13 protein-coding genes are annotated in these 12,814 nt (G+C 53.9%); 8 read left to right on the top strand and 5 right to left on the bottom strand.

What is annotated here, in order from left to right; all coding sequences use genetic code 11:
- Positions 1 to 4: 4 nt before the first annotated feature.
- The gene (locus HOM51_00425) at positions 5 to 835 is read right to left on the bottom strand and encodes an alpha/beta hydrolase (GenBank protein MBT5032956.1); all 831 of its coding nucleotides are present in this window, start codon (positions 833 to 835) and stop codon (positions 5 to 7) included.
- A 51-nt stretch (positions 836 to 886) separates the two neighbouring features.
- Positions 887 to 1,660: a cyclase family protein gene (locus tag HOM51_00420; GenBank protein ID MBT5032955.1), complete on the bottom strand. Its 774-nt coding sequence runs from the start codon at positions 1,658 to 1,660 to the stop codon at positions 887 to 889.
- Positions 1,661 to 1,779: 119 nt separating this feature from the next.
- On the opposite strand from HOM51_00420, the gene HOM51_00415 reads away from it, so the two are divergent.
- From HOM51_00415 to HOM51_00390, 6 genes are all read left to right on the top strand, one after another.
- Positions 1,780 to 3,387 carry a thiamine pyrophosphate-binding protein gene (locus HOM51_00415; GenBank protein ID MBT5032954.1) on the top strand — a complete coding sequence of 536 codons (1,608 nt, stop codon included), beginning with the start codon at positions 1,780 to 1,782 and terminating at the stop codon, positions 3,385 to 3,387.
- A gap of 44 nt (positions 3,388 to 3,431) precedes the next feature.
- Positions 3,432 to 3,785: a RidA family protein gene (locus HOM51_00410; protein ID MBT5032953.1), complete on the top strand. Its 354-nt coding sequence runs from the start codon at positions 3,432 to 3,434 to the stop codon at positions 3,783 to 3,785.
- Between the two features lie 215 nt (positions 3,786 to 4,000).
- A complete protein-coding gene (gene rpmI, locus HOM51_00405; protein MBT5032952.1) occupies positions 4,001 to 4,204 on the top strand; it encodes a 50S ribosomal protein L35 in 204 nt (67 codons plus the stop codon).
- Positions 4,205 to 4,222: 18 nt separating this feature from the next.
- Positions 4,223 to 4,585, top strand: coding sequence for a 50S ribosomal protein L20 (gene rplT / locus HOM51_00400; GenBank protein MBT5032951.1), 363 nt, complete (start codon positions 4,223 to 4,225; stop codon positions 4,583 to 4,585).
- Positions 4,586 to 4,621: 36 nt separating this feature from the next.
- Positions 4,622 to 5,698 (top strand): phenylalanine--tRNA ligase subunit alpha, encoded by a 1,077-nt coding sequence (pheS, locus tag HOM51_00395; GenBank protein MBT5032950.1) that lies wholly within the window; start codon positions 4,622 to 4,624, stop codon positions 5,696 to 5,698.
- Entirely contained in the window at positions 5,695 to 8,100 is a 2,406-nt protein-coding gene (locus HOM51_00390) for a phenylalanine--tRNA ligase subunit beta (protein MBT5032949.1), read from the top strand. The genes pheS and HOM51_00390 overlap by 4 nt, the downstream gene beginning before the upstream one ends.
- A gap of 28 nt (positions 8,101 to 8,128) precedes the next feature.
- Here the strand turns inward: HOM51_00390 and HOM51_00385 are convergent, their stop codons facing one another.
- On the bottom strand, positions 8,129 to 8,371 hold the full coding sequence (locus HOM51_00385) for a hypothetical protein (protein MBT5032948.1): 243 nt from the start codon (positions 8,369 to 8,371) through the stop codon (positions 8,129 to 8,131).
- Between the two features lie 272 nt (positions 8,372 to 8,643).
- Between HOM51_00385 and HOM51_00380 the strand changes: the two genes are divergently transcribed.
- Entirely contained in the window at positions 8,644 to 9,396 is a 753-nt protein-coding gene (locus HOM51_00380; protein ID MBT5032947.1) for a Crp/Fnr family transcriptional regulator, read from the top strand.
- A 271-nt stretch (positions 9,397 to 9,667) separates the two neighbouring features.
- Positions 9,668 to 10,684 carry a threonine-phosphate decarboxylase gene (locus HOM51_00375; protein MBT5032946.1) on the top strand — a complete coding sequence of 339 codons (1,017 nt, stop codon included), beginning with the start codon at positions 9,668 to 9,670 and terminating at the stop codon, positions 10,682 to 10,684.
- On the opposite strand, the gene HOM51_00370 is transcribed toward HOM51_00375, so the two are convergent.
- Positions 10,641 to 11,963 (bottom strand): cobyrinate a,c-diamide synthase, encoded by a 1,323-nt coding sequence (locus HOM51_00370; GenBank protein ID MBT5032945.1) that lies wholly within the window; start codon positions 11,961 to 11,963, stop codon positions 10,641 to 10,643. The two genes, HOM51_00375 and HOM51_00370, sit on opposite strands and share 44 nt — an antisense overlap.
- Positions 11,963 to 12,742, bottom strand: a complete 780-nt coding sequence (cobA, locus tag HOM51_00365) for a uroporphyrinogen-III C-methyltransferase (GenBank protein MBT5032944.1) — start codon at positions 12,740 to 12,742, stop codon at positions 11,963 to 11,965. Before cobA ends, HOM51_00370 begins: the two co-directional genes overlap by 1 nt.
- Positions 12,743 to 12,814 lie beyond the last annotated feature (72 nt).

The following is a 12,814-nucleotide window of genomic DNA, read 5'->3' as shown; positions in this document are numbered from 1 at the left end:
CCGGCTATAAGCTGAACTGGTTCTTCAGCCAACCGGCCACCAACTTGATAATTTCGTCTTCCCGGCCGTTGTAGTAGTGGTCGCAATTTTCGACAATTTCGATATCGACAGGACCGCCGGACTTGGCCGCAAAGTCCTCTGCCGGATAGGCCGCTGCGATTTCTTTATCACCCCGTATGAAAAGGGTCGGACAGGTAATTTGCGGTGCCGTTTCCACGGTGTCCGGCATTGTCGTCATCCGATCAAAATAGCTGTTGGCAGTTGCAACATACCACCATCCGGGAAGAAATATCAGGTCTTCCCCCCGACCTTCCGCAATCATTTGCTCCGCTTCCTTTTTGAACTCCGGTGTCCGGGCACCGCCAAGTAACCCTGTTTTGGCCGCTAGATTTTCCTGTGCCTTGCCACCGGCGTGTCCCGAAAGCATAACCAGGGCAGGGGTCTCCGGGTGGCGTGCCACATGCTGCACACCCAGGAAACCGCCATTGCTGTGACCTATAACAACCGGGGCTTTGTGGCCTTTCTCAGCCATCCATGCAGCCGCGAACTCATTATCCTCAATCCCTTCCGCGGTGGTCTGAAAGGCAGCTCCTTCAACCGCGCGGCTGTTGCGGTTGGACAGGATATCGTGACCGCGCCGGTTAAAGGCGAGACAGGCAAATCCAAGTTCAGTTAACGCCGGCGGCAGGAAGCGAGGTGCGCCGACATAAAAGTTCATGGTATTCCCGTGGCAAAGCATCACAGCTCCCGCTGTTGCTCCTCCATCTGGTTCGTACCAAGCACCGTCCAGCGGTTGCGCGGTATTTGTTTCAATCGTAACGAGTTCCGTGCGCATATGTGCGCCTCCTAAATTTGTACAAAGGGTGAGGGACTAATCCAAATCAGCCTAATCAAATAACGCGACAGCCCGAGTCCAGCCCGCCGATGCGTCCTTAATCTTGCAGGGGAAGCACGCCACCGTAAATCCATCGCCCGGTAATTTCTCCAGATGCTGCAGCTTTTCAAGATGACAATACGGCGTATCGATCCCGGCGTAGTGACCTTCCCATATAATGGAGGGGTCTTTGGTTTCGAGCCAGCGTTCTCTGGTATGCGAAAACGGTGCATCCCAGCCCCAGGCGTCGATGCCTGTGAGGCGCACGCCGCGTTCGGTGAGGTACAGTGTCGCTTCCCGGCCCATGCCGGCACCCGCCGTCAAATATTCATCCGTGCCATAGCATTCGCTGGCGCGGGTGTTAACCAAGACGATGTCGAAGGGTTGTAGCTCATGGCCGATGCGGGCGAGTTCGTCTTCGACTTCTTGGGCGGTGACCACATGACCATCCGGCATTTTCCGAAAATCAAGTTTAACACCGGGGCGAAAACACCAATCCAGCGGCACCTCGTCGATGGTCATCATCGCGTCGCCTTCTTTATCCACCGGGTGGAAATGATAGGGCGCATCCAGGTGGGTGCCGTTGTGGGTCACCAGCGTGATTTTCTCCCACGACCATCCTTTGCCATCAGGCAGGTCTTCCGGCGTTAGGCCTGGAAAAAACTCACACACCATTTCGGCGTTATCGGCACCACTGCGATACTCAATGTGCGGGCGCATAATTTCGGGGTCGGATACTGTCTCGTTGTCGAGAAGCATGGAGATATCAATAATTTTGGACGGCAGTTGCATGGCAGGCTCCTTGTTTAAACCAACTCATTAAACCCTGACATTCCAAGGATGTCTTGCGATTTCCGCCTCGGTGGGTGAAATTTCAACCTACAAATCTAATCGGAGAAGAATTCATGAGAGGTGCAGACGTTGTCGCACAAACCCTGTCCGCCGCCGGGGTCAAAACAATTTTCACCCTGTCGGGCAACCAGATTATGCCGGTTTTCGATGCCTGTATCGATGCGGACATTCGCCTAATCCATGTCCGCCACGAAGCCGCCGCTGTGTTTATGGCGGATGCTTGGGCGCAGCTGACGGGGGGAGTTGGTGTTGCGCTGGTGACTGCGGCGCCTGGTTTCGCGAATGCGTTGGGTCCTTTGTATACGGCGCGGGCGTCGGAAAGTCCTGTGCTGCTGCTGAGTGGCGATTCACCTGTGGCCGCAGATGGTCTCGGCCCGTTTCAGGAATTGGATCAAGCGGCGGTTGCAGCACCTTTGGTTAAGGCCGCCTACCGTCCGACCGATGGGGTCGCCCTCGGCCGTGATATGGCCGCAGCCCTGAAGACGGCGCGTTCGGGTCGTCCGGGTCCCGTGCAGGTGGCGTTGGCGTTTGATGTGTTGAATGAAGACGTCGTCGATACGGCAGTCGCGGGCGATCTTGATTCGCAACCACAAACCCTTGAAGCGGGCGCGTTGGAGACGATCCTCGAAACTTTATCAGCAGCGGATCGACCCTTGGTTTTGACGGGGCCGTTTCTCAACACCACGCGTTCGAAGGGGCGGCTTGATCAGGCGGCCAATGCCTTGGGCGCGCCGGTTCTGAGTTTGGAAAGTCCACGCGGATTAAAAGACCCAGCCTTGGGCGATCTCCCCGGGATATTCGCCGCTGCGGACGCGGTTCTGTGCTTGGGCAAAAAAGTCGACTTCGCGGTGAACTTTGGGCGCACGCCAGTGTTCGACCCCGCATGCAAATTCCTAGTCGTTGATCCGGAACCTGATCACTTGGATCGCGCTCGAAACGCCTTGGGGGATCGTTTGATCGGGGCTTGGAAAGCGGATGCGGGGCCGACTATTGAAGCGCTTATCAGCCACGGTTCAGATACCAAAAATCGTGAAGACTGGCGCGCTAAGGTCGCGGGCGCGATTGCGGCGCGGGTGTCGCCGACGGAAGATGTCTCACCGGAAGGACGAATTCAGCCGATAGCTGTCTGTCGCGAAGTCCAGAAGGTTTTGGACCAAGCTAATGATCCCGTACTGGTCTTGGATGGTGGTGAATTCGGCCAGTGGGCGATGGCGCTGCTGAGTGCGCCGAGGCGTCTGATCAACGGCCCTGCTGGGGCTATCGGCGGTGGCATCGGTTATGCCATTGGGGCCAAGGCCAACCGCCCGGATGCCACAGTGATCGCGGTAATGGGCGATGGCACTGCGGGCTTTCATTTGAGCGAATTCGAAACTGCCGTTCGCAACAACCTGCCGTTTGTCGCCATCATCGGTAACGACGCACGGTGGAATGCCGAATACCAAATCCAATTGCGGGACTTTGGGGAGAACCGATTGATCGGCTGCGAACTGTCCCCAACCCGCTATGACTTGGCGGTCGCAGGTCTTGGCGGGCACGGCGAATACGTAACAAACCTTGATCAGTTGGCGGACGCTCTGCAACGCGCCTTAGCAAGCGGCCTGCCCGCTTGCATCAATGTGGAGATCGAAGGCCTCGCCGCCCCTGCCGGACCCAGTCATTGATTGCAATACTAACCCTTGACCAAAACACTTAAAGGAGACCCACCATGACCATCGAACACCTCGATTCCGGAGAGATCTTGAGCCAAGCTGTCGTCCATGGCGATACAGTCTATGTCTGCGGCCTCACTGCGACAGACCGCGAACTCGATATTACCGGCCAAACCGAAGAAGTCCTCGCCAAGATCGACGACCGATTGGCTAAGTGCGGCAGTGATAAATCTCAGCTGCTGAGCGCCACTATTTATCTAACCGAGTTGAAATTGAAGCCTGCAATGAACGAAGTTTGGAAGGCTTGGCTCGGTGATCTAAATCGTCCGGCTCGCGCATGTGTCGGCCAAACCGAGTTGGAGCCCGGTGTGTTGGTGGAAATCGTTGTTAATGCGGCCAAGTCGTCTTGATGCAGTCGGCGCGCGCGATTAATTATACGGCTTCAATTACTTGGGCTTCGTCACTATAAAAGCAGAGCCGAAGACCTTGAGCGCGTGCGCCTTGCATTCCCCCCTCACCCCCGCTATAAACCGCGTCTTCGTGAACGTTGTTAATCGAGTGGTCCGGCTAATGGGTATGCCCAGCCGCTTTAGAGACGTTTCAAATTAAGCATAAGGAAAATCAAATGCCCTATAAGCTGAAGACTAAGTCCAGCGCCAAAAAGCGCTTCAAATTGACCGGGACCGGTAAGGTCCGCGCCAATGTCGCCAGAAAACAGCATGGCATGTCTAAACGCCCGCAATCGATGATTCGCAAGGCTCGTCGCGGGATGATCCTGTCCGCACCTGATGCACGGATCGTCAAATCTTACATGCCCAACGCTAAATAGTTTTAGGAGACCAGAACAATGGCACGAGTCAAACGGGGCGTCACAACCCACGCCCGTCACCGTAAAGTAATGAAGGCTGCCAAAGGCTTTACCGGCCGCAGCCGAAACACCTTCCGCGCCGCCATCCAGCGGGTCGAGAAATCCCAGCAATACGCCTATCGGGATCGCCGCGTCAAAAAGCGCGAATTCCGTCGGCTTTGGATCCAGCGCATTAATGCAGGCGCACGCTTGCACGGACTTACGTATTCCAAATTCATGAATGGCCTTTCGAAGGCAGGGATCGAATTGGACCGGAAAGTTCTAGCCGACATTGCCGTGCGTGAGCCGGAAGCATTCCAGGCCCTCGTCGAACAGGCTCAGACTGCACTCTCTGCTGCCTAAATCTACGCCTTTTGGCGTTGGAAAAAGGGGAGAGGCATGGACGATCTAGAAAAACTTCGGGACGAACTGAAAAGCGCGGTCTCTGCTGCGGCAGATACGGCTGCGCTTGAACAGGTGCGGGTCGAAGCGCTCGGCAAAAAAGGTCTCATTACCGCGATGATGAAGGGCCTCGGCGCCATGGACCCGGACCAGCGCCGGGAAGCGGGCCAAGCCCTGAACGTCGTTAAATCTGAAATCGCTGAGGCTATTGAGTCGCGTAAAGTTGATCTCGAATCTTCAGCCCTTGATGCGCAATTGATGGACGAACGCATCGATGTGACTCTACCAACCCGCCCCGAAAGCGAAGGCCGCATCCATCCGATTAGCCAAACCATTGACGAAGTCGTGGCGATATTCGGCGAAATGGGTTTTACCGTCGCCGAAGGGCCAGAGATCGAAGAAGATTGGTATAACTTTACCGCCCTCAACATCCCGCCGGAACATCCTGCCCGCCAAGAACACGACACGTTCTATCTGCCGGGTGAAAAAGATGGTAACCGGATGGTGCTCAGGACCCATACATCGCCCGTGCAAATTCGCACCATGCAGAAGTCTGAGCCGCCAATTCGCATTATTGTGCCGGGCCGGACCTATCGTTGCGATTATGACGCCACCCATTCGCCGATGTTCCATCAAGTCGAAGGCTTGGTGATTGATAAGACCAGCCACATGGGTCACCTGAAAGGCTGCGTGCAGGAATTTTGCCGCGCCTATTTTGGTGTTGAAGATTTGCCGGTGCGTTTCCGTCCAAGTTATTTCCCGTTCACCGAACCATCGGCGGAAATGGATATTGGTTGCACCCGCGACGGCGGTGAATTCAGCATTGGTCACGGCGATGACTGGCTGGAAATTCTCGGTTGCGGCATGGTCAATCCGAAGGTGCTGGAAAATTGTGGCATCGACTCTAATGAATACCAGGGATTTGCCTTTGGTATTGGGTTGGAACGGATCACGATGTTGAAATACGGCATCCCTGACCTGCGCACGTTCTTTGAATCTGATTTACGCTGGCTCAGGCATTATGGATTTTCCAGCCTGTCCTCCCCGTCCATGGTGGGAGGACTTAACCCATGAAGTTTTCTTTTTCGTGGCTGAAAGAGCATCTGGAAACCGATGCCTCGTTGGACAAAGTCGTTGAGCGCCTGACCGCCATCGGCTTGGAAGTCGATACGGTCGAAGACCGCTCAAAAGGATTAGAGACCTTTGTCGTCGGCCATGTGCTTGAGGCCAAGCAACATCCGAATGCGGACAGGTTGCGGGTGTGCCAAGTTGATAACGGGACGGAAACCGTTGAGGTCGTCTGCGGCGCCCCCAATGCGCGGACTGGATTGAAGGGCGTGTTTGCTGCCGAAGGGGCTTACATCCCCGGCACCGATATCACCTTGAAAAAGACTGAAATTCGCGGCGTCGCCAGCACCGGTATGCTGCTCAGTGAACGCGAGATGAACCTGTCGGATGATCACGACGGCATCGTTGAATTGCCCGAGGACGCCCCCATCGGCGCGCCGGCCATCGACATCATGGGCCTGAACGATCCTGTCATTGATATTGAGATCACGCCGAACCGAGGCGATTGCCTGGGCGTTCGCGGAATTGCCCGGGACTTGGCCGCGACCGGGATCGGCGCGTTGAAGCCGCTGGATGCGACGCCTGTTAAAGGTAGTTTTGAAAGCCCTATAAAAGTTCACCTGGATTTCGATGCTGATACCGCCGATGCCTGTCCTTACTTTATTGGGCGTTCGATTAAGGGCGTCAAAAATGTCGAAAGTCCGGGCTGGTTAAAAGATAAGCTCAACGCAGTGGGGCTGCGGCCGATATCGGCGCTGGTCGATATCACCAACTACATGAGCATCGGACATTGTCGGCCCCTGCATGTGTTTGATGCGGATAAGCTTGATGGTGACATTCACGTTCGCCTCGCCCGTGCCGGTGAAAAGCTTCAGGCGTTGGACGGCGAAGAATACACGCTTGAGCCCGACATGACCGTGATTGCTGATGACAAAAAGCCCGAAGCCTTGGCCGGTGTTATGGGCGGAGAGGCAAGCGGCTGCACCGAGACAACGACCAATGTATTCTTGGAGACCGCCTTCTTCGATCCTATCCGATCAGCGACAACAGGGAGAAAGCTGAACCTTCAGTCCGATGCCCGGTTCAGATTTGAACGCGGCGTTGATCCGGCGTTCTTGGATGATGCAACGGAAATCGCAACCCAGTTGATATTAGATATTTGTGGTGGCGAGGCATCCCAAGTTGTCATCGCAGGCGCAGAACCAGCTTGGCAGCGAGACATTGATTTCCGACTGTCCCGGACCAAAAGCTTGGCTGGTGTAGACATTGCCGCCAACGAACAAAAACGAATTTTAGATGTCTTGGGCTTTTCGATTTCAGGCGATGGCGAGACCTTAAAAACCCAAGCCCCGTCCTGGCGCAGTGACATTGTTGGCGAAGCTTGCTTGGTCGAAGAAATTATCCGAATTAATGGCTTGGATGAAATTCCGGCCGTCGCCATGGAGCGCGAAACCGTTTTGCCACGTCCTGCATTAAGCGCGCTGCAGCAGCGTAGGATTGCCGCGCGCCGAGTGTTGGCGGAGCGCGGATTGGTCGAAGCCGTGACCGTTTCGTTTATGGACGGGAATTTGGCCAAGTTGTTTGGTGACATCGTTGAAGAGGTCCGGCTGGTCAATCCGATCAGCAGCGATCTTGATGTCATGCGACCCTCCATTCTGCCGAACCTTATTCAGGCGGCATCCCGTAATGCAGATCGGGGAATTCCCGATGCGTGCTTATATGAAGTCGGCCCGCAATTTTCCGGCGATGGACCCGGCGATCAGGCGATGATGGCGACAGGTATCCTTTCTGGCAAAACAGGCCCCCGCAATTGGGCAGAAGTGCCCCGCGCCGTAGACGCCTTTGATGCGAAGGCGCATGTCTTGGCCGCATTGGCAGCCGCTGGCGCGCCCGTTTCTAATCTTCAGGTCACGACCGATGCACCGAATTTCTATCATCCTGGCCGATCAGGCGTGTTGCGCTTGGGACCTAAAAATGTGCTCGCACGGTTCGGTGAAATTCATCCAGGTGTATTGCGTAAATTAGGCGTCAAAAATGCCATGGTTGGGTTTGAGGTCTTTTTGGACGCAATTCCTCAGCCGAAAGCCAAGAAGAACGCCGCCAAACCTCATTTGACCTTGTCGCAGTTTCATCCGGTAGAGCGAGACTTTGCCTTTGTGGTAGATGTCGATACAGAAGCAGGGAAAGTCGTTCGTGCGGCAATGTCTGCTGACAAGTCAATTATTGTGGCGGTGAATGTTTTTGATGTCTTTACTGGCGGCAGCTTGGGCGAAGGAAAGAAATCACTGGCGGTGAACGTCACGCTCCAGCCAGTTGATAAAACCCTGACAGATGCGGACATAGACAACGTCGCGCAAAGCATTGTGGCCTCAGTTGAAAAAGCGACCGGCGGAACGCTACGGGGCTGAATTTGTTTTCAGCTAATAATTCTCGACACTACCCTTTGCCAACGATATCGCTGACACACTGGTAGATTTTTTGCCAAAGATCATGTCCGTCGTGATCACCGGAGTCCCGAAGTTCATTCATGCGCATGGCAGCTTCTCTTGGGGCGTCGTTTCCAAACCGTTCTATAAATCGTTCTGCGGCGTGCTGTATATCCATTTCTTCCGTCATGTGCTTAGCCGACCCTTGTGATCGCCTGTTTTCGACAGGGGCTGAATATGTCTGAGTTGCCATCAGTATTCCTCGATATTATTCCCTGTGTAATACCTGAATAGGCCCTTTTGAGGCCGCTTCAGGGCAACATTTATGAAGCTTAATGCTAGACGAAAGATATCCTGACCGTCCTTGACCTCAGTCAAGTAGATTTCTTTCGGTTCGAAATCAGGAAAAAACAGCGGGACAGAGGGTGCAATTTCGGGTCTAATCGCTATATGAGAATGTAGAATCTGGAAATACGCTTTCACCCTGCGAAAATTTCCAAAAAAATAGGTATACCAACGATAAATATGTCCAGTTCCGGCAAGTTACCCAACGCTAAGAAATCATCATCATTACGGCCCGATTGTTTTGCTTGCGCAGCGCGGGACCGGGCGGAATGGTGCGCGCTAACGCATGATGAATTAAGTATTATCAACGATACAAAGCAAACACGGGAGTATTTGCCGGGCGAAGTCTTATTCCATCAGGGTGATGCGTGTAAGGGATTATATTGCTTTGAACAGGGGATGGTGGGTGTCAGAAAGGTTGATGCCGAAGGTAACTCGATCCTCTTAGGTGTTACCTTTCCGGGGGATACTTTGGGCTATCGCGCACTCCTAACTGGGGGCGAACATCACGTCAGTGCAGAAGCCTTAAAACCGACGACAATCTGTTTCGTTGATAAGGCCACCGTGCGGAAGCTGTTGGACCAAAACCCAGCGCTGGGATTGCAATATTTGCGTCGGGCGGTTGAAGCAGCGGACGTGGCAGAAGAAAAATTTTTACAAAGTGTAACCTTGAGCGTCCGCGCTCGGTTCGCCCATTTGCTCTTGGTTCTAAAGGACCGCTACCAGAAAAAAGCGGAGGATGGCGAATTCACACTTGAACTACCATTGTCGCGTCAAGACCTTGCGGCGATGATCGGCATTCGTCCGGAAACAATGTCGAGAACCATCAAACAATTAGAATCTGATGGCATTGCACATTTTAATGGCAGAACTGTACACGTGCCCAAGCTCGACGAACTGTTTGATGAGTTGGAAATGGAACATTTCCTGTAATTTCAGACTTTAGTGATTTCATTTAACCGAAAAAAATAAAAGCCGGGAATCAACCGATTCCCGGCAAGTTTTTATTGTAGGGAGGATTCGCGTCATAAACGACGTAGGGCTCGATCATCCCAATTCCGAACGGTGCTTCGGAATAATGTCGCGGAGTTCTAAGGGGAAAAACCCGGCGACAGGTTTGTTATAGCTAAATGCCTGTGGGCATTCCTTGACCTAGGTCAAGATTACATGGTGATAGGTCAATTTGGAGCGTATAAGTTGGACTATGAACGCAAGCGATACTCCTAAATTGGTGCACGGCGGTGATCTGAGCGATGCGATCATTCGGTTTGGCATGCCTGAAGGGGGGTGGCTGGATTTATCTACGGGGATAAATCCCGTGGCCTATCCCAATACAGCGGTTGATCCTTCCAACCTTTGGAATTTACCGCAACAGACGGTTTTGGATGGATTGCTTGGGACCGCCCGTAATTTCTATGGTGTAACGGCAGATGCGGGCTTCGTTGCAGCGCCTGGTACTCAGGCAATTTTGCAATGTTTGCCAAGCCTTCGGGGTCCCTCTGATGTCGCGATTTTGGCGCCAACCTATGAAGAGCACGCAGAGACCTGGCGCGCAGGCGGGCATCGGGTGCGGATGGTTGGTAATTTGGATGACGCTCAACCTGCCGATGTGGTCGTTGTAGTCAATCCTAACAACCCGGACGGACAGACTTATTCGCCAGGAGTACTGATATCCTGGGCCGAAAAACTTGCGGCGAAAGGGGGCCTTCTCGTCGTTGATCAGGCCTTTACTGATCCCACGCCAGAACTCAGTTTGGCATCAAAAGCCGATATTTCGGGGCTGATACTTTTGCATTCATTTGGGAAATTCTTCGGATTGGCAGGACTGCGTTTAGGGTTTGCCTCTGGCAACCAAGAAACGATCTCTCTCTTAAAACGAAAGCTTGGCCCTTGGGCTGTCTCCGGCCCCGCTTTGGAAATTGGTGCCCGCGCCTATGGAGATGAGGATTGGGCGACGGAGACTCGATCCCGTCTGGCACGGGATCGGGCGCGGTTGGACCAAATTTTGAGCGAAAATGATTTTGAGATCATAGGTGGGACGGATTTATTTCGCCTTGGGGCGCATGAGAAAGCTGGGCAGATTTATCATCTGTTGGGAGAAGCGGGCATTTTGGTACGGCCTTTCCCCGATTATCCGAAGTGGCTGCGTTTTGGCCTGCCTGGTAATGACGTGGCCTTTAGTCGTCTTGCAGCGGCGCTTGGCGGTCTATCAGGTGAATAAACGACCCCATTACCGAATTTGATCTGCATCCCGCAGCGGGTAAGTTCTGACCAAGGGCATCGGATACCTCGAAAAGCGGCGATGAAGTTTCTTCCTGAAGTATCCGAGAATAATGAAATTCGTGGCCGCGAAATGTTGCGCCCCTTGGGCCGAGGGGGCTGTCACTTGCGAGACTTAGAGACCGATATCCTAAATGCAAACGACCATCTTGAAATGAAGTTTTGACTGGCAACAGGCCAATCATGGGATGGGTTTTGCCATCTCTGTCGGTTAGCGCCTCACCCAACACCATATAGCCACCGCATTCACCGTAAATGATTGCGCCTCGTTCTGCTGCTGTGCGAATACCATCAATGAATTTGCTGCAATGCCCGAGTCGCTCAGCATGAAGTTCAGGGTAGCCACCGGGTAGAAAGACCGCATTCGCTGACTCGTCAGGAGTCTCGTCATTTAGGGGCGAAAAGAACGTGATGTCGGCACTCGCGCGCCGCCAGCCATCAAGCTGAAAGGGGTAGGCAAAAGAAAATGCGTCGTCCCGGGCGATGGCGATCCGACAGCCCAAAGGCGGTACGGTGGGATCGTTATTTGTTGGGACGGGAGAAGTAACCTCCCCAGCTAACTCCCGAAGTTGATCTAAATCGATGTGCGTTTCTATATGAGTAGCAGCAGCATTAATGCGATCTTCGGTCTCAGATGATTCGCCTGCTTGAACCAATCCCAGATGGCGTTCCGGCAGGGAAAGTTCTTCACTCCTAGGAAGATACCCTAAGACGGGGATTGCCGAGCCCGCCATGGCGTCATTCAGAATTGCGGCATGTTGATCGCTGCCGACCCGGTTAAAAATCACGCCACCAATTTGCACATCTTTTCGATGATTGGCAAATCCTTCAACTACGGCCGCAGCAGATGCGGCTTGGCCGCGAACATCCACCACCAATATTACCGGCCAGTCTAATTTTGCCGCGACATTGGCGGTGCTGCCATCACCACTACGGGCGCCGTCGAACAATCCCATCACGCCTTCGGCAATGATTAGCTCGGCGTCAGTTTGCGCTTGGGTGACTTGCCGCAGGAACGTTTCAGGGCGCATCGCCCAGATATCCAGATTGCCGCAGGGCCGACCCGATGCCTTGTGGTGGAATTGCGGGTCGATATAGTCGGGACCGACTTTTAGTGAGCTCACCCGAATTCCCTGTCGGGAAAAGGCGCGGAGCAGCCCTAAGGTGATGAGTGTTTTACCGCTTGCCGATGCGGGCGCGGCAATGACCACGCCGCCCATCAGTCGTCCAGCCAATTAAGCTTTTCACGCAGCGAAACCACAGGACCGACAACAATCAGGACCGGCGGTGTCAATCCGGCGCGTTTCAAATCTTCGTTGCAGGACCCAAGGGTGGTTTCCAGAACTACCTGTTCCGGAAACGTCGCTTTTTGCAGAATGGCAACTGGTTCGTCAGCATTTCGCCCGGCTTTAATGAGCTGAGAAGAAATCTGCGCCAAATGTTTGGCGGCCATATAAAAGATCATGACGGGCGATCCTTCGGCCAAGGCTTGCCAGTTAATATCGTCAGGAACATCGCCCGTCACAGTATGGCCGGTGATGAAGGTAACGGCTGTATTGGTCCCGCGCGTGGTCATCGGAATGCCGGCATAGGCAAGGCCCCCAACGCCTGCGGTAATGCCGGGGATGATACGGAACTGCACACCGGCGTTTACCAGAACCATGCATTCTTCAGCCCCGCGCCCAAAGACAAATGGATCGCCGCCTTTCAGCCGCAGAACTTTTTTGCCATCTTTGGCCAGCTCGACAAGGCGGTTGGAAATATCGTCTTGCTTTACAGACGGCTTGCCACCGCGCTTGCCCGCGTATTCCAATTCCGCCGTATCCGGCGCCAGTTTCAGAATTTCTGGATTTACCAGCGCATCGTAAACCACAACATCGGCATGCCGTAGGCCATGCGCCGTCCCGAGTGTCAGCAACGCTGGATCACCGGGCCCCGCACCAGCCAGCCAGACCCATCCGGGCTCAAAATTTGGCAATGTAAATGGCAGATCATTCATGGTTCGAAATGTATCAGAACCGGGGCTTAAGGCAACTCTCCCTTCCCGTAACCGGCAAGCGTTGTTACATAG

Source organism: Rhodospirillaceae bacterium (assembly GCA_018660465.1).
Lineage (GTDB): Bacteria > Pseudomonadota > Alphaproteobacteria > Rhodospirillales > JABJKH01 > JABJKH01.
Note: the sequence above shows the minus strand (reverse complement) of the source record. Positions and strands in the feature narration are given on the sequence as shown.

Coding starts and splice junctions, on each gene's coding strand:
- HOM51_00425 (MBT5032956.1), bottom strand. CDS start 835: ATGCGCACGGAACTCGTTACGATTGAAACAAATACCGCGCAACCGCTG.
- HOM51_00415 (MBT5032954.1), top strand. CDS start 1,780: ATGAGAGGTGCAGACGTTGTCGCACAAACCCTGTCCGCCGCCGGGGTC.
- HOM51_00410 (MBT5032953.1), top strand. CDS start 3,432: ATGACCATCGAACACCTCGATTCCGGAGAGATCTTGAGCCAAGCTGTC.
- rpmI (MBT5032952.1), top strand. CDS start 4,001: ATGCCCTATAAGCTGAAGACTAAGTCCAGCGCCAAAAAGCGCTTCAAA.
- rplT (MBT5032951.1), top strand. CDS start 4,223: ATGGCACGAGTCAAACGGGGCGTCACAACCCACGCCCGTCACCGTAAA.
- pheS (MBT5032950.1), top strand. CDS start 4,622: ATGGACGATCTAGAAAAACTTCGGGACGAACTGAAAAGCGCGGTCTCT.
- HOM51_00390 (MBT5032949.1), top strand. CDS start 5,695: ATGAAGTTTTCTTTTTCGTGGCTGAAAGAGCATCTGGAAACCGATGCC.
- HOM51_00385 (MBT5032948.1), bottom strand. CDS start 8,371: ATGGCAACTCAGACATATTCAGCCCCTGTCGAAAACAGGCGATCACAA.
- HOM51_00380 (MBT5032947.1), top strand. CDS start 8,644: ATGTCCAGTTCCGGCAAGTTACCCAACGCTAAGAAATCATCATCATTA.
- HOM51_00375 (MBT5032946.1), top strand. CDS start 9,668: ATGAACGCAAGCGATACTCCTAAATTGGTGCACGGCGGTGATCTGAGC.
- HOM51_00370 (MBT5032945.1), bottom strand. CDS start 11,963: ATGGGCGGCGTGGTCATTGCCGCGCCCGCATCGGCAAGCGGTAAAACA.
- cobA (MBT5032944.1), bottom strand. CDS start 12,742: ATGAATGATCTGCCATTTACATTGCCAAATTTTGAGCCCGGATGGGTC.